16 protein-coding genes and 1 riboswitch are annotated in these 21,024 nt (G+C 72.4%); of the genes, 9 read left to right on the top strand and 7 right to left on the bottom strand.

The window, feature by feature from the left end; genetic code table 11:
• Positions 1-105 precede the first annotated feature (105 nt).
• Positions 106-4,020, top strand: coding sequence for an ATP-dependent RNA helicase HrpA (gene hrpA, locus ABEA42_RS06290; protein ID WP_425571999.1), 3,915 nt, complete (start codon positions 106-108; stop codon positions 4,018-4,020).
• Between the two features lie 129 nt (positions 4,021-4,149).
• Here hrpA and ABEA42_RS06285 read toward each other — a convergent pair whose 3' ends face one another.
• Entirely contained in the window at positions 4,150-5,700 is a 1,551-nt protein-coding gene (locus ABEA42_RS06285; protein WP_345501918.1) for an MFS transporter, read from the bottom strand.
• Between the two features lie 71 nt (positions 5,701-5,771).
• Complete coding sequence (locus ABEA42_RS06280; protein WP_345501917.1) at positions 5,772-6,407, bottom strand: TetR/AcrR family transcriptional regulator; 636 nt, start codon at positions 6,405-6,407, stop codon at positions 5,772-5,774.
• A 199-nt stretch (positions 6,408-6,606) separates the two neighbouring features.
• Between ABEA42_RS06280 and ABEA42_RS06275 the strand changes: the two genes are divergently transcribed.
• Positions 6,607-7,539: a PAC2 family protein gene (locus ABEA42_RS06275; RefSeq protein WP_345501916.1), complete on the top strand. Its 933-nt coding sequence runs from the start codon at positions 6,607-6,609 to the stop codon at positions 7,537-7,539.
• A 65-nt stretch (positions 7,540-7,604) separates the two neighbouring features.
• Here ABEA42_RS06275 and ABEA42_RS06270 read toward each other — a convergent pair whose 3' ends face one another.
• Both ABEA42_RS06270 and ABEA42_RS06265 read right to left on the bottom strand, forming a co-directional pair.
• A complete protein-coding gene (locus tag ABEA42_RS06270; RefSeq protein ID WP_345501915.1) occupies positions 7,605-8,408 on the bottom strand; it encodes a DUF1206 domain-containing protein in 804 nt (267 codons plus the stop codon).
• Between the two features lie 58 nt (positions 8,409-8,466).
• Positions 8,467-10,152 carry a DNA polymerase gene (locus ABEA42_RS06265; RefSeq protein WP_345501913.1) on the bottom strand — a complete coding sequence of 562 codons (1,686 nt, stop codon included), beginning with the start codon at positions 10,150-10,152 and terminating at the stop codon, positions 8,467-8,469.
• A 155-nt stretch (positions 10,153-10,307) separates the two neighbouring features.
• Here ABEA42_RS06265 and ABEA42_RS06260 point away from each other — a divergent pair, with 155 nt between their 5' ends.
• A complete protein-coding gene (locus ABEA42_RS06260; RefSeq protein WP_345501912.1) occupies positions 10,308-11,822 on the top strand; it encodes a S8 family serine peptidase in 1,515 nt (504 codons plus the stop codon).
• Positions 11,823-11,936: 114 nt separating this feature from the next.
• On the opposite strand, the gene ABEA42_RS06255 is transcribed toward ABEA42_RS06260, so the two are convergent.
• Complete coding sequence (locus ABEA42_RS06255; protein ID WP_345501911.1) at positions 11,937-12,401, bottom strand: SufE family protein; 465 nt, start codon at positions 12,399-12,401, stop codon at positions 11,937-11,939.
• Positions 12,398-13,312: a sulfurtransferase gene (locus ABEA42_RS06250; protein ID WP_345501910.1), complete on the bottom strand. Its 915-nt coding sequence runs from the start codon at positions 13,310-13,312 to the stop codon at positions 12,398-12,400. Before ABEA42_RS06250 ends, ABEA42_RS06255 begins: the two co-directional genes overlap by 4 nt.
• 98 nt (positions 13,313-13,410) lie before the next feature.
• Between ABEA42_RS06250 and ABEA42_RS06245 the strand changes: the two genes are divergently transcribed.
• From ABEA42_RS06245 to ABEA42_RS06220, 6 genes are all read left to right on the top strand, one after another.
• Positions 13,411-14,127, top strand: coding sequence for an EcsC family protein (locus tag ABEA42_RS06245; RefSeq protein ID WP_345501909.1), 717 nt, complete (start codon positions 13,411-13,413; stop codon positions 14,125-14,127).
• 159 nt (positions 14,128-14,286) lie between these two features.
• The gene (locus ABEA42_RS06240; protein WP_345501907.1) at positions 14,287-14,700 is read left to right on the top strand and encodes a YkvA family protein; all 414 of its coding nucleotides are present in this window, start codon (positions 14,287-14,289) and stop codon (positions 14,698-14,700) included.
• A 159-nt stretch (positions 14,701-14,859) separates the two neighbouring features.
• Positions 14,860-15,954, top strand: a complete 1,095-nt coding sequence (locus tag ABEA42_RS06235) for a DUF4192 domain-containing protein (protein WP_345501906.1) — start codon at positions 14,860-14,862, stop codon at positions 15,952-15,954.
• Positions 15,955-16,018: 64 nt separating this feature from the next.
• A riboswitch (SAM riboswitch) is annotated at positions 16,019-16,129 on the top strand.
• A 15-nt stretch (positions 16,130-16,144) separates the two neighbouring features.
• Positions 16,145-17,281 carry a homoserine O-acetyltransferase MetX gene (metX, locus tag ABEA42_RS06230; protein WP_345501905.1) on the top strand — a complete coding sequence of 379 codons (1,137 nt, stop codon included), beginning with the start codon at positions 16,145-16,147 and terminating at the stop codon, positions 17,279-17,281.
• A 68-nt stretch (positions 17,282-17,349) separates the two neighbouring features.
• Positions 17,350-17,751, top strand: a complete 402-nt coding sequence (locus ABEA42_RS06225; protein WP_345501904.1) for a universal stress protein — start codon at positions 17,350-17,352, stop codon at positions 17,749-17,751.
• 200 nt (positions 17,752-17,951) lie between these two features.
• Complete coding sequence (locus ABEA42_RS06220) at positions 17,952-19,583, top strand: RNA polymerase sigma factor (protein ID WP_425571998.1); 1,632 nt, start codon at positions 17,952-17,954, stop codon at positions 19,581-19,583.
• 64 nt (positions 19,584-19,647) lie between these two features.
• Here ABEA42_RS06220 and ABEA42_RS06215 read toward each other — a convergent pair whose 3' ends face one another.
• Positions 19,648-21,003: a lytic murein transglycosylase gene (locus tag ABEA42_RS06215; protein WP_345501903.1), complete on the bottom strand. Its 1,356-nt coding sequence runs from the start codon at positions 21,001-21,003 to the stop codon at positions 19,648-19,650.
• Between the last annotated feature and the right edge of the window lie 21 nt (positions 21,004-21,024).

Below are 21,024 nucleotides of genomic sequence, written 5' to 3'. Positions count from 1 at the left end.
GCCACCCTAGACGAACGGCGGGCGCAGGTGTGGTACCTGCGCGGACGCGCGTGGGACCTGCAGCGGGCGACGGGTGCACCACGGGCGCGCCCGTATGCTGAGCCGGTGTCCAGCCCTGCTCCAGACCCCCGGCGACGCCGGGGACGGCGGGGGCGGCCGGCACCGGGGCGGTCCGCACCGCCGCAGCGGAGACCGGACATCCCGGTCCCGCCGCTCAACTACCCCGAGCAGCTGCCCGTCGTCGCGCGCAAGGACGACATCGCGGCCGCCATCCGCGACCACCAGGTCGTCATCGTCGCGGGGGAGACCGGCTCCGGGAAGACGACGCAGCTGCCGAAGATCTGCCTCGAGGTCGGGCGTGGCCGGGCCGGGCTCGTCGGCCACACCCAGCCCCGGCGCATCGCGGCGCGGTCGGTCGCCGAGCGCATCGCCGAGGAGCTCGAGGTCGAGCTCGGCACGGCGGTCGGCTACCAGGTCCGGTTCACCGACGAGAGCAGCGACGACACCCTCGTCAAGGTGATGACCGACGGCATCCTGCTCAACGAGATGCAGCGCGACCGCCTGTTGCGCAAGTACGACACGATCATCATCGACGAGGCGCACGAGCGCAGCCTCAACATCGACTTCATCCTCGGCTACCTCAAGCAGCTGCTCCCACGACGCCCCGACCTCAAGGTCGTCATCACCTCGGCGACCATCGACCCCGAGCGCTTCGCCGAGCACTTCGCGGACGCGCGCACGGGGGAGCCGGCGCCGATCATCGAGGTGTCCGGGCGCACCTACCCCGTAGAGCTCCGCTACCGCCCGCTGGTCGACCCGGACCGTCCCGACGACACCGAGCGTGACCAGGTCACCGGTGTCTGCGAGGCGGTCGAGGAGCTGTGGACCGAGAACCGCGAGGGCGACATCCTCGTGTTCCTCTCCGGCGAACGCGAGATCCGCGACACGGCCGACGCCCTGTCCTCGATGGACCTGCCGCAGACCGAGGTCCTCCCGCTCTACGCGCGACTGTCCGCGGCGGAGCAGCACCGCGTCTTCGGCCGCGCCTCGGGACGGCGGGTCGTGCTCGCGACCAACGTCGCCGAGACGTCGCTGACGGTGCCGGGCATCCGGTACGTCGTCGACGCGGGCACCGCGCGCATCTCCCGGTACAGCCAGCGCACCAAGGTGCAGCGGTTGCCGATCGAGCCGGTGTCGCAGGCCAGCGCCAACCAGCGCGCCGGCCGGTGCGGGCGCGTGGCGGACGGCATCTGCATCCGGCTCTACTCCGAGGAGGACTACGACAGCCGCCCCGAGTTCACCGAGCCCGAGATCCAGCGCACCAGCCTCGCCGCGGTCATCCTGCAGATGACGTCGCTGGGGCTGGGCGACGTGTCGCGCTTCCCGTTCGTCGACGCCCCCGACCCCCGCCAGGTGGCCGACGGGGTGCGGCTGCTCGAGGAGCTGCAGGCCTTCGACATCGCCGACGACGCCGGCGAAGGGGCGGACGGGGACACCCGCGACCGGCCGCGGAGGGGACGTGGGCGCGGCCGTCAGCTGACGCCGTACGGCCGCTCGCTCGCCCGGCTGCCCGTGGACCCGCGGCTCGGGCGCATGCTCATCGAGGCGGGCAAGCTGGGGTGCACCCGCGAGGTGCTCGTCGTCGTCGCCGCCCTGTCGATGCAGGACCCCCGCGAGCGACCGGCCGACAAGCAGACGCAGGCCGACCAGTCGCACGCGCGGTTCAAGGACGAGCACTCCGACTTCGTCTCGCTGCTCAACCTGTGGGCCTACCTCAAGGAGCAGCAGAAGGCGCTGAGCCACAGCGCGTTCCGGCGCATGTGCCGCACCGAGTTCCTGCACTACCTCAGGGTGCGCGAGTGGCAGGACCTGCACAGCCAGCTGCGCAAGGCCTGCCAGGACGTGGGCATCGACCCCAGGCAGGCGACGGCAGCGCCCGGCGAGGCCCCGAACGCCGACCTCGTCCACCAGGCCCTGCTCGCCGGGCTGCTGTCGCACGTCGGTGTCCGCGACGAGGCCAAGCGCGACTACCTCGGTGCGCGCGGTGCACGGTTCTCCATCTCCCCGGGCTCGACGCTGTTCCGGAGGCAGCCGGCGTTCGTCATGTCCGCCGAGCTCGTCGAGACCACGCGCCTGTGGGCCCGCACCAACGCCAGGATCGACCCCGTGTGGGCCGAGCGGCTCGCGCCGCACCTGGTCAAGCGCACCTACTCGGAGCCGCGCTGGTCGCGCAAGCAGGGTGCCGCCCAGGCCACCGAGCGGGTGACCCTGTACGGCGTGCCGCTCGTCGCGGCGCGCACCGTGAGCTATGCGCGGGTCAACCCCGAGGAGTCCCGCGAGCTGTTCATCCGGCACGCGCTCGTCGAGGGTGACTGGGACACCCACCACGCCTTCTTCCGTGCCAACCAGGCTCTCCTGCAACGGCTCTCCGAGCTCGAGGAGCGCGCCCGGCGCCGCGACATCGTCGTCGACGACGAGGACCTCGTCACCTTCTACGAGCAGCGCGTGCCGGCAGAGGTCGTCTCGCAGCGGCACTTCGACCGCTGGTGGAAGGACGCCCGGAAGCAGACCCCGGACCTCCTGACGTTCACCGAGGAGATGCTCACCCGCGACAGCGCCGACGAGGTCTCGGCCAGTGACTACCCCCGGGTCTGGCGACAGGGCGGCCTCGAGCTCCCCGTCACCTACCAGTTCGAGCCGGGTGCTGCTGCCGACGGCGTGACGGTGCACATCCCGCTGCAGGTGCTCAACCAGGTGGTCGACGAGGGGTTCGACTGGCAGGTGCCGGGGCTGCGTCCCGACCTCGCGACGGCGCTGATCCGAGCCCTGCCCAAGGCGACCCGTCGCCACTTCGTCCCCGCGCCGGACCACGCGGCGGCAGCTCTGGCTGACGTGCAGCCCGGCGGTGGCCGACGCCTCGACGAGGAGCTGGCCCGGGTGCTGCACGCGAAGACCGGCACCCGCATCCCGCCGGAGGACTGGGGCGTCGACCGCGTCGCCGACCACCTGCGCATCACCTTCAGCGTCGAGGACGACCGCGGGCGCGTGGTCGGCAGCGGCAAGGACCTCGGCGCCCTGCAGGAGCAGCTGGCCGGCCAGGTGCAGCGCCGGATGTCGCGAGCCAGCGCGTCAGTGGAGCGAAAAGGGCTGCAGCGATGGGACTTCGGCACTCTGCCGGAGACCTTCGAGGCGCGGTCCGGTGGTCAGGTCGTCCACGGCTACCCGGCCCTGGTGGACCGCGGGACGTCCGTCGACCTCCAGGTGCTGGCGGGGGAGCGCGAGGCCCAGGCCGCGACCGCGCTGGGGGTGCGCCGGCTCCTGCTGCTCAACACCACCGCACCGTGGAAGCGTGTCCTCGCGCGGCTCACCAACACCCAGAAGCTCGTCCTCGCGGACAACCCGCACGGCTCGGTGCCCGCGCTGCTCGAGGACTGCCTCGCGTGCGCGGTCGACGCACTCGTGGCAGAGCGGCCCGGTGGGGCCACTGCGGTGCGCGACGAGGCCGCCTTCGAGGAGGTGCTCGGCGCCGTGCGCACCCACGTCGCCACCCGGGTCCTGCTCGTCGTCGACGAGGTCGAGCCAGTGCTCGCCGCTGCCCGGGAGGTCAGGGCCGAGCTCGCCCGGCTCACGTCACCCGCGACGGCCGCGCTGACCGCGGACGTCCGGGCCCAGCTCGACAGCCTCGTGTATCTCGGCTTCGTCGCCGACACGGGCCTGGACCACCTCGGGCACCTGCGCCGCTACCTGCGCGCCATGGTGCAGCGCCTGCAGAAGTCGACGTCCTCTCCCGCGGCCCTGGCCCGCGACGCCGCCAGCCAGGAGGTCGTGGACCGGGTGGAGGTCGCGTACGCCGACCTGCTCGACTCCCTGCCGCCGGTGGATCGCCGCTCCGCCCCCGTGCGCGCCGTGGGGTGGATGGTGGAGGAGCTTCGGGTGAGCCTGTTCGCCAACGGTCTCGGCACGGCGTACCCCGTGTCGGAGAAGCGGATCCGCGCCGCGCTCGAGGCCCTCGACGCCTGACGCGCCCCTCGACGCCTGACGCGTCCGGGGGAACGGCTGACGCGACCCCGGGAACGGGTTCGGGGGCACCGGGGCGACGCGTACGTCGCTCCGGTGCCCCCGAACCCTCGGTCTGGCGGGGCGGTGCCGTCAGGCGAGGTGCACGTTCTCGTGGCCCTCGGTCGACAGCTTCTCGTGCTTGACGTTGAGGAACGCGAAGGTGATCGCGGCCGCGACCAGGATCATCGAGGCACCGACGAGGTAGGCGCGGCCCGACCCGTAGGTCTGCGCCTGGAGGCCGATGACGGCCTTGGCCTGGCCGATCTGCTCGGGCGTCATGCCACCCGCAGCGGCCTTGGCCTGCAGGGCGCCGCCGAGCTCGCCGGCCCGGTCGGCCAGCGCGCTGGCGAAGACCGTGCTGAGCGTGGCGAGGCCGAGCGAGCCACCGACCTGCTGCATCGTGTTGAGCACCGCGGAGGCGACACCCGAGTCCTCCTGGGCGACACCGGCCACCGCGGTGAGGGTCATCGGCACGAAGACCAGGCCCATGCCGAACGCCATGACGACGATGAACGGCAGCAGGTGGGCGGCGTAGGAGCTGTCGACCTCGAGGCGGGAGAACCCGAACATCGCAGCCGACGCGAGCACCGCACCGGTGCCGGAGATCCAGCGGGGGTCGACCCGCGTCATCAGGGCGGAGGCGACCTGCGCCGCGATGACGATGCCGAACGAGAACGGCAGGAACGCGAAGCCGGCCTTGAGCGGGGAGTACCCGAGCACCTGCTGGATGTAGAGGCCCAGGAAGTAGAACATCGAGAACATCGCCGCGCCCACGACCAGCATGACGACGAACGAGGTGCCGCGCGTGCGGTCCTGGAGGATGCGGATCGGGAGCAGCGGGTGCTCCGAGCGCGACTCGACGAGCATGAAGACCCCGAGCAGGACCACACCTGCGACGAGCGTCCCGACGGTGACGGCGTCGCCCCACGAGGTGCTGGCGGCGTGGGTCAGGCCGTAGACGAGCGAGGCGAGGCCCAGGGTGCCGGTGACGGCGCCGGGGACGTCGAGGGTGCCGCGACCGCGCTCGGACTCCTTGAGCACGCGCGGCGCGAGGAAGACCACGAGCAGGCCGATCGGGACGTTGATGAAGAACGTCCAGCGCCAGGACGCCTCGGTCAGCGCACCGCCGAGGATGAGGCCGATGGCGGCGCCGGCACCGGACATCGCGGCGTACACACCCATGGCGCGGTTGCGCGCCTGGCCGGCCGGGAAGGTCGTGGTGATCAGAGCCAGGGCGGTGGGGGAGGCGAGTGCGGCGCCGACACCCTGCAGGGCGCGGGCGCCGAGCAGGATCGCCTCGGTCTGGGCGATGCCACCGACGAGCGAGGCGGCGGCGAAGACGATGACACCGGTCATGAAGACCTTGCGGCGGCCGAAGAGGTCGCCGAGGCGCCCACCGAGGAGCAGCAGGCCACCGAACGCGAGGGTGTAGGCGTTGACGACCCACGAGAGGTTGTCCGGCGTGAAGCCGAGGTCCTTCTGCAGGTGCGGCAGGGCGATGTTCACGATGGTGCCGTCGAGCACGACCATGAGCTGGGCCGCACTGATGACCGTCAGGGCGAGTCCGAGGCGCTGCGGGACCCTGGAGGCCTGCGGGCTCTCGGGCGTCGAGGCGTGCTCGAGCGCAGAGGTGGAAGACATGGCTGTCCTAGCTGGTGTGGGTGGAGCGGGATGAGTGGAGTGGGCCGCAGGGCCCGTACGGAGCGGGTGGTTCAGTCGCGCTGCACCGTGGCCGCGCAGGCCGGGAGGACGACGCTGTCCACCAGGGTGACGAGGCGGTCCTGCGACGGGTGTGAGCCCGTGAGCATCGCCTCGTGGATCGAGATGGCCGGCAGCAGGCGTGCCAGCAGGTCGAGGTCGGCCCCGGGGCCGACCTCACCGCGCTGCTGGGCAGCGCGGAAGATGTGGACGGCCGAGGCCATCTTGGGGGCGATGAGCCGCGTCATGATCGCGTCGTGGAGCTCGCGGTCGCGGTGCATCGCGTTCATGAGCGACCCGAAGACCTTGACGGGCTGGTCGTCGGCGAGGCCGCCCTTGGCGCAGGCCTGGGAGATCAGGTCGCCGCGCAGCGTGCCGGTGTCGGGGAACCGGTCGGCCTCGACGCCCAGCATCAGCTCGAGCGCGTCGACGACGAGGTCGACCTTGGCGGGCCAGCGCCGGTAGAGCGTGGCCTTGGACGCCTTGGCGGCGCCGGCCACCGCGTCGAAGCTCAGCTTGTCGTAGCCCAGCTCGACCAGTGTCTCGAGCGTCGCCTCGAGGATCTCGCGCTCCCGCTCGCCCTCCACGCGGGGACGCGTGCGGACGGACTCCTCGTGGGTCGAGGTGGCGGTGGAGGAGGGGGGAGTCACGCTGGTCCTTCGATCGATGGTACGAAACTGTTTCGTTTCATCGGAACCATACGACGGCCCCGTGCATTCCCGCAACGTGATTGCGTGCACTCGTGCCGGACTCATGCCGTCGGCGGACCCGCACCGAGGAATCCCCTGTCATGCTGAGGCGTTGGCACTGTGGAACATTCCTCGAGAACCACCCACCGCTGGAGTCATCGTGCTGAACCCATCCGAGCTCTACCACTTCGAGACCGACACCGACCCGCAGGAGCTGCGGGCCTCGGTCATGCTCGTCGCACTGGGCGGCTTCATGGACGCCGGCCACACGCAGCGACTCCTCACCGACCACCTCCTGTCCTCGGGGGAGTCCACCGTGGTGGCGGCCTTCGACACCGACCAGCTCGTCGACTACCGGGCCCGCCGTCCCGCCATGGTCTTCGACGCCAACCGGTGGATGAGCTACGACGACCCCTGCCTGGCGCTGCACCGGCTCACCGACCGTGATGGCACGCCGTACCTGCTCCTCACCGGACCCGAGCCGGACTTCCAGTGGGAGCGGGTCACCGAGGCCGTGCGCCAGCTCGTGGTCCTGCTGGGGGTGGACCTGGTCGTCACCGCCCACGGCATCCCCATGGCGGTGCCGCACACCCGGCCGATCGGGCTCACCTCGCACGCCACCGACCCGCGGCTGGTCCCGTTCCAGGACAGCCCGTTCGGCCGCGTCGAGGTCCCCGGCAGCCTGGCCTCCCTGCTCGAGCTGAGGCTCGGCGAGTCCGGCCACGACGCCCTCGGGTTCGCCGTGCACGTGCCCCACTACCTCGCCCAGGCGGAGTTCGCCGACGGTGCCGTCACGGCGCTCAACGCCATCGTGGCGGCCACCGGCCTCGACCTCCCGTCGGACGACCTCGTCGCCCAGGCGGGTCTCAACCGGGCCGAGATCGCCCGCGAGATCGAGGGGTCGGAGGAGGTCTCGCAGGTCATCGCCGCGCTGGAGCGCCAGTACGACACCTTCAGCGAGGGGCGCCAGAAGCCGAGCCTGCTGGCCACCGACGTCAGCGAGCTGCCGTCGGCCGACGAGATCGGCGCCGAGTTCGAGCAGTTCCTGCGCGACGTCTCGGACGACGGCCCGTCGGCCGGCCCCACGCCCTGACCGTCGGCCAGCACGGCCCGACGGTTGGGTCCCACGCCCTGACGGTCGCGGCCGCCGGGTAGGTCTCAGACCTTGGCGTGCCGCGCGCGGGCGAAGCTGTAGAGGCCGAACGCCGCGAAGCCCAGCGCCATGACGACGAGCAGCGTGGTCCCGAACGGCTGGTCGCGCAGGGACTTGAGCGCGCCGTCGAGGCCGCTGGCCTCCTTGGCCTTCTTGTGCAGGGCGGCGGCGACGAACAGGATGCCGACGATGGCCAGGGCCACGCCCTTGGCGACGTAGCCGACCTGCCCGGCCCGGGTGGCCCAGGTGCCGGGGTGGCTCTCGAGGTCCTGCAGGAACTTCTTCTTGGCACCCTTGTAGACGTGGTAGGCCCCGACGACGATCACGGCGAGGCCGACGATGACGACGAGGATCCGGCCGCCGGGCTTCTGCAGCAGGCTCGCGGTGAAGTCGATGCTCTGGCTGCGGCTGTTGCTGCTCGACTTCCCCCGCGCGAACCCGAACGCCGACCAGGCCAGGGCGAGGTAGACGACGGCCTTGCCGCCGGCCTTGGCGCGTCCTCCCCAGGCGTCCGCGTCGTCGCCGGGGTGGCCCACGATGGCATCGGCGACCTGCCACAGCGCCAGGCCGAGGAAGCCGATGACCCCGACCCACAGGAGCAGCTTGCCGAGGCCGTTCCCCGCGAGGGAGGCCAGCGCGCCGCTCTGGTCGGCGTTCTTGCCGCCCCCGCCGAACGCGACCTGCAGCGCGATCCAGCCGATCAGCAGGTGGAGCAGGCCGCTCGTGGCGTAGCCGACCCTGGCGAGACCCTCCACGGCGGGGTGGTCAGAGGCCTCCGAGGCCGCCTGCTTGACGTCGTTGCCATCCATGGGGGACACCTAACCACCAAACGCCTCAGGTCACGTCCGCCTCGTCGAATGTCCGCGCTCAGTCCTTGGCCTCCGACCACCGGTGGATGACCGAGGCGTCGGCGACGAAGCGCACCTGCGTCGACCCGGTCCACCGCCGGGCGCTGTCGTCGAGGGCCGTCGCCACCCGTCGCATCGTCTCCTGCGCGTGCTCCTGCGGCACGTGCACGAGCAGCTCGTCGTGCAGGCACAGCACGATCTGCGCCCCGAGGCCGCGGGTGGTCGCCCGGACCGTGGCGGCCCAGGCCTTGAACAGCTCGGCCGCGCTGCCCTGGATGACGGCGTTGCGAGCGAACCTTCCCCGCGCCGCGTCGTAGGCAGCGGCCCCCTCCGCAGGGACGTCGGCGAGCACCGTGTCGAGCCGGATGAGCCGACCACCGAAGGTGCGCAACGGTTCCCGCCGCAGGCCCGACTCGTAGGCCCGGTCGAGGTAGCCCATCGCGACCGGGTACGCCCGCTCGAGCCCCTTGAGTGCCTCACCCGCGGCGCCGCTGCGCTGGCCGTACATCGCGGCGAGCACCGCGACCTTCGCGACCGGGCGCTCGACGCCGAGGGTCGCGGCGACGGGGGCGTAGAGGTCGTCGGCACGCGTGGCGGCGGCGAACGCGGCGTCACCGGCGACGACGGCCAGCACCCGCGGCTCGATCTGGCCGAGGTCGGCACGCACGAGGACGTGCCCGGGGTGTGCGGCGACTGCGGGGCGCAGCGCCGTGGGCAGGTTGTGCAGTCCGTTCTGCGCCGTCATCCGGCCGGCGGCGCCGTCGCACGCCGACCACCCGCCGCGGAGCCGGTCGTCGGGACCCACGTGCGTGTCCAGCCAGTGGTGGCCGTAGGTCGTGGCGATGCGCTCGGCCTTGCGCCACTCCAGCAGGGCACCGACCACCGGGTGGGTGTCGCGAAACGGCTCCAGGACCCACTTGCGCGTGTTGGGGACGACGACCCCCACCGAGGCCAGCAGCTCCCGGACCTGGACGGGGTTGCGCAGGTCGGTCGAGCCCCGACCCGGCGTGTGCGCGAGGACGGCTGCGTCGCGCTCGGCCCTGATCCGGCGCGCGTCCGCCTCGTCGGTGGGCCGGGGGCCGGCGCTCGCGGTGATGAGCTGCTCGGCTGCCTGCCGGTCGATGGGGAGCCCGTCCCGCTCCAGCTCCACGCAGAGGTATGCCGCCGCCGACTCGGAGTGGGCCGCGGCCACGCTGCGTGGACCCAGGGCGCCGAGCGCGGTGGCCTGGGCCTCGGCGCACGCCAGGGCCGCCCGACCCCAGGCGACCAGCGCCTCGTCGGTGGGCCTCCAGGTGGCGGTGCCCGCCTCCGCGACGAGGTAGCCGTCGCTGCGGACCACCTCGTCGGCCGGTGCCTCCTCGGTGGCGTGGAAGTCGAACAGGTCCCCCCGCGAGGGCGCGGGCACGGCGCCGAGGGCCAGCCCGTGGGCGGTGGCCCATGCGACCGGCGGGCCGGCCTCCCACCCGCCGACGAGCAGGCGGTGGGCCTCGGCGACGTCCCAGCACCGGGCCACCGGCACCCGCGCGGCGACCAGGGCCGCGGTGTCACGGGAGGCCGCCCACCACACCAACCGTGCGCCCGACTCCACGAGGGCAGCCGCCCTGGGGACGACCTGCTCCGCCGGCAGGCACTCGCTCGCGCCGTTCCCGACGACGGCCGTCCGGCCGTCAGGGGCGGCGACGAGGGCGACGAGGGGTGCTGGCATGGCAGCGCCATCCTGTCAGGCGGCGCCGACGCCTCCGCGCAGTGAACAAGTGAAGGGTCGCCAACGCCCCGTTCACCACCGGGATTTGGCACAGTGCCGAACGTGCCCGATCCGCAGGGCACTGGAAGCAAACCCCCACACCAGGAGGACAAACCATGACCTATCGCCCCCACCGCCTGCGCGGCGTGGCGTTCGCCGCATCGGGCGCCCTGCTCGCGGCAACGATGATGGTGGCCGGGACGGCCGCCGCGTCGACGACGGCGCAGGACGCCTCCACCCCCGTGCCGGTGTCCACGCCCGACGGCTACCTCATGAGCTACGTCGTCAACGCCAAGGTCGCCAACCCGGGCCAGACGCGCCTCGTGGAGCGCGCGGTCGAGGCCTCCGGCGGTGTCGTGGTGCAGTCCTGGCCCCAGATCGGCGTGGTCGTGGCCCACTCCGACCGCCAGGCCTTCCGGGCCGACGTGGTCAGGAACGGCGGCAACGCCGTCGAGTCGGTGGGCGCCAGCCGCACCGCAGCGGTGAGCGAGGGCACCCCCACCGACCTCTCGCCGTCGTGGGGCAAGGGCGCCTCGGGCTACCAGAAGGGCCACGCCAAGCCGGCCAACGGCGACCTCTCCAGCGGCGACGCCCGCCTCGACGCCGTGGTCGCGGACCCGCGCGAGGGCGAGCAGTGGGACAACGCGCAGATCAAGGCCGACCAGGCCCACCGGGTCACCGACGGCTCGCGTGACGTCCTCGTCGGCGTCCTCGACAGTGGTATCGAGGCCACCCACCCCGACCTCGCGGCCAACATCGACGCGGCCGACTCGGTCAACTGCACGGCGGCGGGCCGTCCTGACATGACGCCGGGCGCCTGGGGTCCCACGACCTCCGGTCACGGCACCCACGTCGCCGGCACCATTGCAGCCGCCCGCAACGGCGTCGGCATCGTCGGCGTCGCCCCGAACGTTCGCCTCGCGTCGGTCAAGGTCGTCAACGACGACGGCTTCATCTACCCGGAGTACGCCATCTGCGGTTTCGTGTGGGCCGGCCTGCACAAGATGGACGTCACCAACAACAGCTACTACGTCGACCCGATGGAGTTCTGGTGTGACGACCAGCCCGACCAGGCTGCGGTGCGCACCGCCGTCGAGCGCGCGGTGACCTGGTCCACGAAGCAGGGTGTCGTCCACGCGGCTGCCGCCGGCAACTCCGGCAAGGACCTGGCCAACAAGACGACCGACACCGCCAGCCCCAACGACACCAAGCCGATCGCGCGCACGATCAACAACGGCTGCAAGGACATCCCGACCGAGCTGCCCGGTGTCGTGACCGTCTCGGCGACGACCCAGGCGACGTCGCTGGCGTCGTTCTCCAACCGTGGCCTCGGTGTCATCGACGTCGCGGCCCCGGGCCGGTCGATCCTGTCGACCTACCCCGGCGGTACCTACGCCCGGCTCAGCGGCACCTCGATGGCCTCGCCGCACGTCGCGGGGGTCCTCGCCCTGATGAAGTCGGCGCACCCGTCGTGGACGCCTGCGCAGCTCATCGACGCACTGGGTGCCCAGGCCGACGACCACGCCTGCGCCCCCGCCGAGGGCAACGCGGGCCCGGCCTGCACCGGTCCGGCGACGGACAACAGCTACTACGGCGAGGGCATCGTCGACGCCCTCGACGCGGTGAGCTGACCGACCGGTCCGTCACCACCCGTACGGCACGAGGCCGCGGTCCCCGAGTGGGGGCCGCGGCCTCGTGGCGCCGGCGCCACACGCGAGGATGCGGCGACCATGCGAGAAGTGTTGCTACGACTGGGACTTGAGCGCGGTCTGCCGCTTGATCCGGCTGAGCATCCCGACCATGCCGCGCAGGCGCAGGGGAGAGACTGCCTCGCCGAGGGAGAACTGGTACGGAGCGGCCTCGGGCACGGCGAGCACCTCGTCGACCGTCAGGCCGTCGAGCCCCTCGTGCAGGATCCCCGCGAAGCCCCGCGTCGTGGGCGCCTCGGGCGGAGCCGAGAAGTAGAGGTGGACCGGGCGGCGCCCCGGCTCGTCGGCAGGCTCGTCGGCGACCTCGACGGCGAGGAAGATCGGCGACTGGCACTCGTGCACCTGCTCCATCGAGTCCAGCGACCCGGCGTAGCGCTCGGGCAGCTCGGGCAGGCCCTCGCTGAACTCCAGCAGCAGCTGCAGCCGTTCGGGTGCGGTGAGCTCGGCGAAGTCGTCCGCGATCTCACGCAGCGCGGCCGGGAGCTCCACGGTGCCGGTCACTTCGGTGCACCCTGCTCGACGGGCACGCGCACCGAGTTGCCCCACTCGGTCCACGAGCCGTCGTAGTTGCGGACGTCGTCGAAGCCGAGCAGGTGGGTCAGGACGAACCAGGTGTGTGACGAGCGCTCACCGATGCGGCAGTAGGCGATCGTGGCGTCGGTCGGCTGCAGTCCCTGCTCGGTGAGGTAGATGGCCTCGAGGTCCTCGCGCGACTTGAACGTGCCGTCCTCGTTCGCCGCGCGGGCCCACGGGACCGACCGCGCACCGGGGATGTGGCCGCCGCGCATGGCGCCCTCCTGCGGGTAGTCGGGCATGTGCAGCAGCTCACCGCTGAACTCGCCGGGGGAGCGGACGTCGACCAGCGCGCCGCCGAGGTGGGCGAGGACGTCCTCCTTGAACGCGCGGATCGGCGCATCGGCGCGCTCGACCACCGGGTACGGAGCCCGCGCGGAGGTGTCGACGGACGGCACCTCCTTGGTGAGCTCGCGGCCCTCGGCCACCCACTTGGCGCGGCCGCCGTCGAGGAGGCGCACGTCCTCGTGCCCGAACAGGCTCATCACCCACAGGGCGTAGGCGGCCCACCAGTTGTTCTTGTCGCCGTAGATGACGACCGTGGTGTCGCGCGCGACGCCGCGGGCGGTCATCACCGCGGCGAACTGCTCGGCGTCGACGTAGTCGCGCACCACGGCGTCGTTGAGGTCCTGGTGCCAGTCGAGCTTGAGCGCCCCGGGGATGTGGCCGGTGTCGTAGAGCAGGACGTCCTCGTCGGACTCCAGCACGACGATGCCGTCGGGGGCGCCGACGCGGCCCGCCTCGACCTGGTCCGCGAGCCACTCGGTGGACACGAGGCGCTCGGGGTGCGCGTACCCGGTGGGGGAGGAGTCGGTGGTGATGTCGGTGTGCTCAGCCATGTCCCCAAGGCTAAACCTGCTGGTCACGCGCCCCTCTGGCAGGATGGCGCGCAAGGGTGGCCGGTCGGCCACCCGGCACCGAATGCAGGGAGAGTCGCATGGGTTTCCTCGGGCTGGGCTCCGAAGACGTGCAGGTCAGGCCGGCCTCGGCCCTCGAGCAGGCCAAGGCGGGGCGCGAGGACACGGGGATGTTCTCGGGCGCCGTGACCGGCCTCGTCGAGCAGCTGCTCGACCTCGGGATCGACGGCAAGGGACCGTTCGACTCCGCGCAGAAGGTCGCCGACGTCAAGCGTGCAGAGCGACCGGATGCCGAGAACGCCGTCGACGCCGTCGTCCAGGCGCACCTGAAGCTCGCGGCCGCCGGAGGGTTCGTCACCGGGCTCGGCGGCTTCATCACGCTGCCCGTGGCCCTGCCGGTCAACGTCGTGGAGTTCTACGTCGTGGCCACCCGCACGGTGGCAGCCATCGCCTCCCTGCGCGGCTACGACATCAAGCAGCCCGAGATCCGCTCCGCCGTCCTGCTCACCCTGGTGGGCGCGGACGCCGACGACCTGCTGAAGAAGGCGGGCGTCATGAGCACCGGACGGCTCTCCAACCTCGCCGCGCAGCGCCTGCCCGGACCGGCGCTCATGGTCGTCAACAAGGCGGTCGGCTTCCGGCTGCTGTCGACCGCGGGCAAGAAGACGCTCGCCAGGTTCGGCAAAGGGGTCCCGGTGATCGGTGGCGTCGTCGGCGCAGGACTGGACACCTACCTGCTCAAGCGGATCGCCGACCACGCCCGGCACGAGTTCCCGCCCCGGCCGAAGGGGCACTGAGCCCGGCCGGCCACCCCGGCCGGTCTGGGAGCCGCGGACCCCGAAGGCGCCCGGCGACCGGGCGCTGGCGGAACCAGGGGAATCACCCGGCCGTCAAGGTGGTTGGAACCGTGTTCGGGTGCAGCCGCACCCGCACGACCGGACCAGAGGAGACGAACCATGGCTGTGAACCGCTGGGGAGCCCTGCGCACCATCGCCTCGGCCCTGCGCACCGCGTTGCGCCCGGGCACCCCGTCGATGGGGGAGCGCGCTGCGAGCGTGCCACGACTGGTGCGGGCGACCTTCCGGGGTGAGTACACCGGTACCTCCCGCGGGCGCCTGCTCATGATCGTGGCCGCGCTCGGGTACGTCGTGTCGCCCATCGACGTCGTGCCCGAGGCCTTCCTGTCCGTCCTGGGACTGGCCGACGACGCCGTGGTGGCCTCGTGGATCGCGGCCGCGCTGGTCAACGAGACCGAGTCGTTCCTGCGCTGGGAGCGGACCGCGGCCCCGGTCGGCGCCGACGCCCCGGGCCGTCGCACGTGGCGCAGCCGCGGTGCCGGTCGCACCGTGCCCAGCCACGTCGTGCGCTGACGGTCCAGCCGCCCGGCGCGAGCTGACGCGGGGCGCTGACGCGGGGCGCTGACGCCCCGGCGCGCTCGTTCGTCCACAGGCGCGCCGGGGCGGCTGCCCCCTCCACAGCGTGCGGGCCGGGGTCTCGTCCGGGGCCGCCGGGGCCGCGACGGTAGGTCCATGGAACCCATCCGGCTCACCGGTCCCGCAGACGTCCTGTCCGTGCTGCCGTACCAGCTCGGCTACCACCCGAGCGACTCACTCGTCCTCTGCGCCCTGCGCGGCGGACGCCTCGGGATGATCGAGCGGATCGACCTCCCACCGCCCGAGCACCTCGCGGAGGCGTGCAGCTCGGTCGTGGCCCCCATGGTCCGCGAGGACCCCGACGGGGTGCTGCTGGTCGGCTACGAGACCGAGGCCGGTGCCTCGACGGAGTTCTCCGACGCGGTGCGTGACGCGCTCGTCGGGTGCGGCATCCGGGTGGTCGACCGGATGGTCGTGCACGACGGCTGCTGGTCCGCGCCGGACTGTGCGTCGGGGTGCTGTCCCTCCGCCGAGGACGCGCAGCCGGTGCCGCGCGACGTCCCCGCGCTCGCGGACTTCGTGGCCCTCGAGGTCGCGCCGCTGCAGGGCCGGGACGACCTCGCCGCCATCGTCCGTGCCGACGGCGGGCTCGCGCCGGCCGTGGCTGCACTGCTCGCCCGGCGCGGAAGGGCCTCGACGGTGCGGTCGGTCGGCGGCGGAAGCCGGGCCGAGGCCGTGCAGCGCCTTCGGCACCTGGCGACCTGGGCCCTGGTCCTGGACGTCGGCGTCGACGCGAGACCGGTGGAGTCCCTCACCGCCGACGACGTGGCCGACCTCGTGGACAGCCTGCTCGACGTGGGGCTCAGGGACGCCGTCATCGCCTGGCTCTGCCCGGGCACCCTCCCGCTCGAGCTGCTGCCGGACGACCTCGCCGACGCCGTGGCCGTGAGCCTGCCCGCACCCGTGTGGGCCGGGCGCGCGGACGGTGGCACCGCAGGGGTGGTCGCGGGCCGACGACTGCTGGCGCGGCTGCAGTGGGTGGTGCGGGCGGTCCCCGACGACGTCGCGGCCCCGGTGCTGACGGTGCTGGCCAACTACGCGTGGTGGCTCGGTGACGGCGCGCTCACCAGGGTCGCGCTCGACCGGGCCCTTGCCCACGACCCCGGCTACCGGCTCGCCCTCCTGCTGGAGCGGATGGTCGACCTCGGGCTGCGCTCCCCGTCCGAGCCCGGGGCCGGTGTGCCTGCCTGAGCGGAGTGGGTCCAGTGTCCGGACGACCCGGACGAGAGGAGCACCGGCTCGTATGATGGGCGCAGGTGATGAGTCCCAGCGCCAAGCCCCGGCTTGCTGGGCGGCAACCCTCCTCGCGGTGGGGTGCCCCGGGTGAGGACCTGGCCGACCCTGATCCGGGCGGCAAGCGCGATGCCCCAGGAGTACCCCGATGACGACCACCTCCCGTCCGCCGACGACCTCTGGCGCCTGGCGCGAGGGCGACCCCGTGGGCAGCCGGCGCTTCGTCGGCCTCGGGGCCGTCGAGCTCGAGCGCGGCGGTGTGCTGCCCGACGTCACGGTCGCCTACGAGACCTGGGGCGAGCTCAACGCCGCCGGCGACAACGCCATCCTCGTCGAGCACGCGCTCACCGGCGACGCCCACGTCGTCGGTGAGGCCGGCCCGGGCCACCCGACCCCGGGGTGGTGGGACGGCCTCGTCGGCCCGGGGAGTCCGCTCGACACCGACCGCTTCTTCGTCGTGGCCTCCAACGTCCTAGGCGGCTGCCAGGGCACGACCGGGCCGTCCTCGTCGGCGCCCGACGGCACGGCGTGGGGGAGCAGGTTCCCCTTCGTCACGGTCCGCGACCAAGTGCAGGTCGAGGCACTGCTCGCCGACCGGCTGGGTATCGAGCGGTGGCACCTCGTGCTGGGGGGCTCCATGGGCGGGATGCGGGCCCTGGAGTGGGCGGTCGGCCACCCCGATCGGGTGGACCGGGCGGTGGTGCTGGCCAGCACCGCGTACGCCACCGCGGAGCAGATCGCGTGGTGCCAGGCGCAGCTGCTGGCCATCCGGTCCGACCCGCACTTCCGGAACGGCGACTACTACGACCAGCACACCGGGCCGGACGCCGGCCTGGGCATCGCACGGCGGATCGCCCACGTGACCTACCGCAGCGAGCTCGAGCTGCACGAGCGGTTCGGTCGCGAGCCGCAGGGGAGTGAGGAGCCTCTGGGGGGCCGCGGGCGCTACGCCGTCGAGTCCTACCTCGACCACCACGCGGGCAAGCTCGCCGGGCGGTTCGACGCCAACTCCTATCTCGTCCTCACCGAGGCGATGAACTCCCACGACGTCGGCCGGGGTCGCGGCGGGGTCCCGGAGGCGCTCCGGCGGGTGCGCGCGGACGTGCTCGTCGTCGCGGTCGACTCCGACCGGCTCTACCCGCCGCGGCTCTCCCACGAGATCGCCGAGGGCATCGGGGGGGCGAGCCTGCACACCGTGCGGTCCGACTACGGCCACGACGGCTTCCTCATCGAGCTCGACCAGGTGGGGGCCGTCGTCGAGCGAGTGCTCGCCGACCCTGCCTGACCTCGGGATTTCCGATAGCGTCTGAGCCGCGGCCTTTGCCGCGGTTGTCGACGAACGAGGAGGTTCCCGTGGCCATCGTTGTGGGGTATGTCCCGACGAAGGAAGGGCGAGCCGCGCTGCGGCGCGCGGCGGACGAGTCGCTGCTGCGCAAGTCCAGGCTCATCGTCATCAACTCCCAGCGCGGTGGACGCGACTTCGACGCGGACGAGGCCCAGCGGTTCGACGCCGAGCTCACCCGCATCCAGTCCGAGCTCGACGCCGAGGGGCTCGAGCACGAGGTGCGACAGCTGGTCCGCGGCAACGAGCCCGCTGAGGACCTCATCGCGGTGGCCGAGGCCGAGCAGGCGGAGTTCATCGTCATCGGCCTGCGCCGGCGCACGCCGGTCGGCAAGCTCATCCTGGGCTCCAACGCCCAGCGCATCCTGCTCGACGCCTCGTGCCCCGTCCTGGCGGTCAAGGCCGACGCCTGAGGGGGTTCCGCGCCCGATTTCGGGCACGGATGCAAGTTTGCGGGGCATCTCGTTTTACAATGTCCAGAACGAGGTCGCGCAAGGGTCAGCAACGCGCGGTCCCGGCAATACTTCCGCTCCCGCAGTTGTTGTCCTAGGCGTGTCCGATCACGCCTGTGATGGCGTGCGCCGTGCCGCGATCCCGCGACGAAAGGTAGTCCGTGTCGCCTGTGTCCAAGAAGGCTGCGAGCCCCGCACCGTCTCTCCCCGCCGAGTTCTCCCACCCTGCGCTGCAGCAGCTGCTCATGCAGGGCCGCACCAACGGCTCTGTCGACAGCGCGGCACTGCGTGAGGCCCTCGAGGGCGCCGAGGTGGCCCCGAAGCGGATGAAGGCGGTCCTGCGCTCGCTGGACGAGCAGGGCATCACGGTCACCCTCGACGCCGCCACCGCCAGCCGTGCGGTCGCCGCGACGACCACCCGGCGCACGGCGACGGCGACGGCCAAGAAGGCGGCGTCCAAGCCCGCTGCGAAGAAGGCTGCCTCGGCGACCTCCGCCAAGGCCGAGGCCCCTGCTGCCAAGAGCACCGCCAAGGCGGCTGCCAAGCCCGCGACCAAGACCGCGGCCAAGGCGACGACGACCAAGAAGGCCGCAGCCGCGGCGGCGGAGCCCGCCAAGCCCGCGACCAAGAAGGCCGCTGCCAAGTCCGCTGCCGCCACCAAGGCCGCCCCGAAGAGCGATGTCCCGGCGGGCGACGAGGACGGCGACGAGGTCGAGGTCGAGCCCACCGACGTGGTCGAGTCCGAGCTCGAGGACGTCGTGGTCGAGGACGAGACCGAAGAGGTCGCCAAGAAGGACGGCGAGGAGGACGAGTCCTCCTCCGGCTTCGTCCTGCGTGACGACGACGAGGACGACGCCCCGGTCCAGCAGGTCGTGACCGCGGGTGCCACCGCCGACCCTGTCAAGGACTACCTCAAGCAGATCGGCAAGGTCGCCCTCCTCAACGCCGAGCAGGAGGTCGAGCTCGCCAAGCGCATCGAGGCCGGCCTGTTCGCCGAGGAGCGCCTCAACTCCGGCGACAAGATCGACATGAAGCTCAAGCGCGAGCTGTGGTGGATCGCCCAGGACGGCAAGAAGGCCAAGAACCACCTGCTCGAGGCCAACCTGCGCCTCGTGGTCTCCCTGGCCAAGCGCTACACCGGTCGCGGGATGCTGTTCCTCGACCTGATCCAGGAGGGCAACCTCGGCCTCATCCGTGCGGTCGAGAAGTTCGACTACACCAAGGGCTACAAGTTCTCGACGTACGCGACGTGGTGGATCCGCCAGGCCATCACCCGCGCGATGGCCGACCAGGCGCGCACCATCCGCATCCCCGTCCACATGGTCGAGGTCATCAACAAGCTCGCCCGCGTGCAGCGGCAGATGCTGCAGGACCTCGGGCGCGAGCCCACCCCGGAGGAGCTCGCCAAGGAGCTCGACATGACCCCTGAGAAGGTCGTCGAGGTCCAGAAGTACGGTCGCGAGCCCATCTCGCTGCACACGCCGCTCGGCGAGGACGGCGACAGCGAGTTCGGTGACCTCATCGAGGACTCCGAGGCCGTCGTGCCTGCCGACGCGGTGAGCTTCACGCTCCTGCAGGAGCAGCTGCACTCGGTGCTCGACACCCTGTCCGAGCGCGAGGCCGGCGTGGTCTCGATGCGCTTCGGCCTGACCGACGGCCAGCCGAAGACGCTGGACGAGATCGGCAAGGTCTACGGCGTGACCCGCGAGCGGATCCGCCAGATCGAGTCCAAGACGATGAGCAAGCTGCGCCACCCGAGCCGTTCGCAGGTCCTGCGCGACTACCTCGACTGAGCAGTCCCGCCGGAGCGCGGGAGGCAGAACAGGCCAGGTGACCTTCGGGTCGCCTGGCCTGTTCTCATGTCCCGGGGTCCGTGGGTGACGTCGTGGTCGGGTCCGGGGTGGTGGTCGTCGGGTCGGACGTCGTCGTCGTGGGGTCCGGCGTGGTCGTGGTCGGGTCCGGGGTGGTGGTCGTCGGGTCCGGCGTCGTCGTGGTCGGGTCAGGTGTCGTGGTCGTGGGATCCGGCGTCGTCGTGGTCGGGTCAGGTGTCGTGGTCGTGGGATCCGGCGTCGTCGTGGTCGGGTCAGGTGTCGTGGTCGTGGGATCCGGCGTGGTGGTGGTCGGGTCAGGTGTCGTGGTCGTGGGATCCGGCGTGGTGGTGGTCGGGTCCGGCGTGGTCGTCGTCGGATCAGGCGTCGTGGTGGTGGGGTCCGGCGTGGTCGTCGTCGGGTCCGGCGTGTGGCTGGTGGACGACACCGGCGGCCGGCTCGGGGTCGGGTGGGAGCCCGAAGGCGTCGTCGACACCGCCGGCGGTGGGGGCGGTGGGGCCACCGGCAGCGTGGCCGCCTTGGCGACGGCGCGCTTGACGACCTCGGGGGTGACGCTGGCCGGCTCGGACTTCCTCGGGGCGGCAGGCCCGTGGCTCGCGACGGGCGCGGAGACCGGCCCGATCGCGAGCAGCCCGTGGGTGTCGAAGTAGTCGATCCAGTCGAGCACCGCCAGCAGGTAGGGCCCGGAGTGGTTGTAGGAGACGATCGCCGCCGCGAGCTCGGTCGGCTGGGCGAGGTCGCGGCCGCCGGCGCAGAGGTAGAGCGAGGCCGAGACGACCGAGTCGTAGACGTTCTGCGGGTCCGCCTTGCCGTCACCGTCGCCGTCGGTCCCGAAGTCGGCCCAGGCGCTGGGGATGAACTGCATCGGGCCGAGTGCGCGGTCCCACTGGGTGTTGCCGTCGAGCCGGCCGCCGTCGGTGTCGGGCACCCGTGCCAGGCTCCCGCCCGACAGCAGGGGGCCGTACACGCCGGGGACGACGCGGTGCCCGCTCAGGGACTGTCCGCCGGCCGAGCCGGACTCGACCTGGGCGATGGCTGCCAGCACCTCGGCCCGCAGCCTGCACGCCGGGGGCGCACCGCGCACGGCACCGAGGTAGGCGTCCACCAAGGCCTGCTGGACCGGTCCCGGCCCCGGCGCACCCAGCGTCGCCCCGACCGCTGGGGGACGGGCGATCTGGCTCGCCACCGTCACGTTGACGCTGCGGCCCTGGGTGCTCAGCACCCCGGACCGGAGGTTGTCGAACGACGACCTGCCGTCGTCCACCGTCGCGGACGCCGGGTGCACCGGCTGGGGCGGTCCCTGCGGCATGTCCGGGCCGGAGGCTCCACAAGCTGCCACGACGGCGCAGGCCGCGGCGATGACGAGGACGGAGGGAAGTCGCATACCTCGTCCAGCGTCGCCCGG

It is taken from the genome of Pedococcus ginsenosidimutans, assembly GCF_039544395.1.
Classification (GTDB): Bacteria; Actinomycetota; Actinomycetes; order Actinomycetales; family Dermatophilaceae; genus Pedococcus; species Pedococcus ginsenosidimutans.
This window is presented reverse-complemented; position numbering and strand designations above follow the sequence as displayed.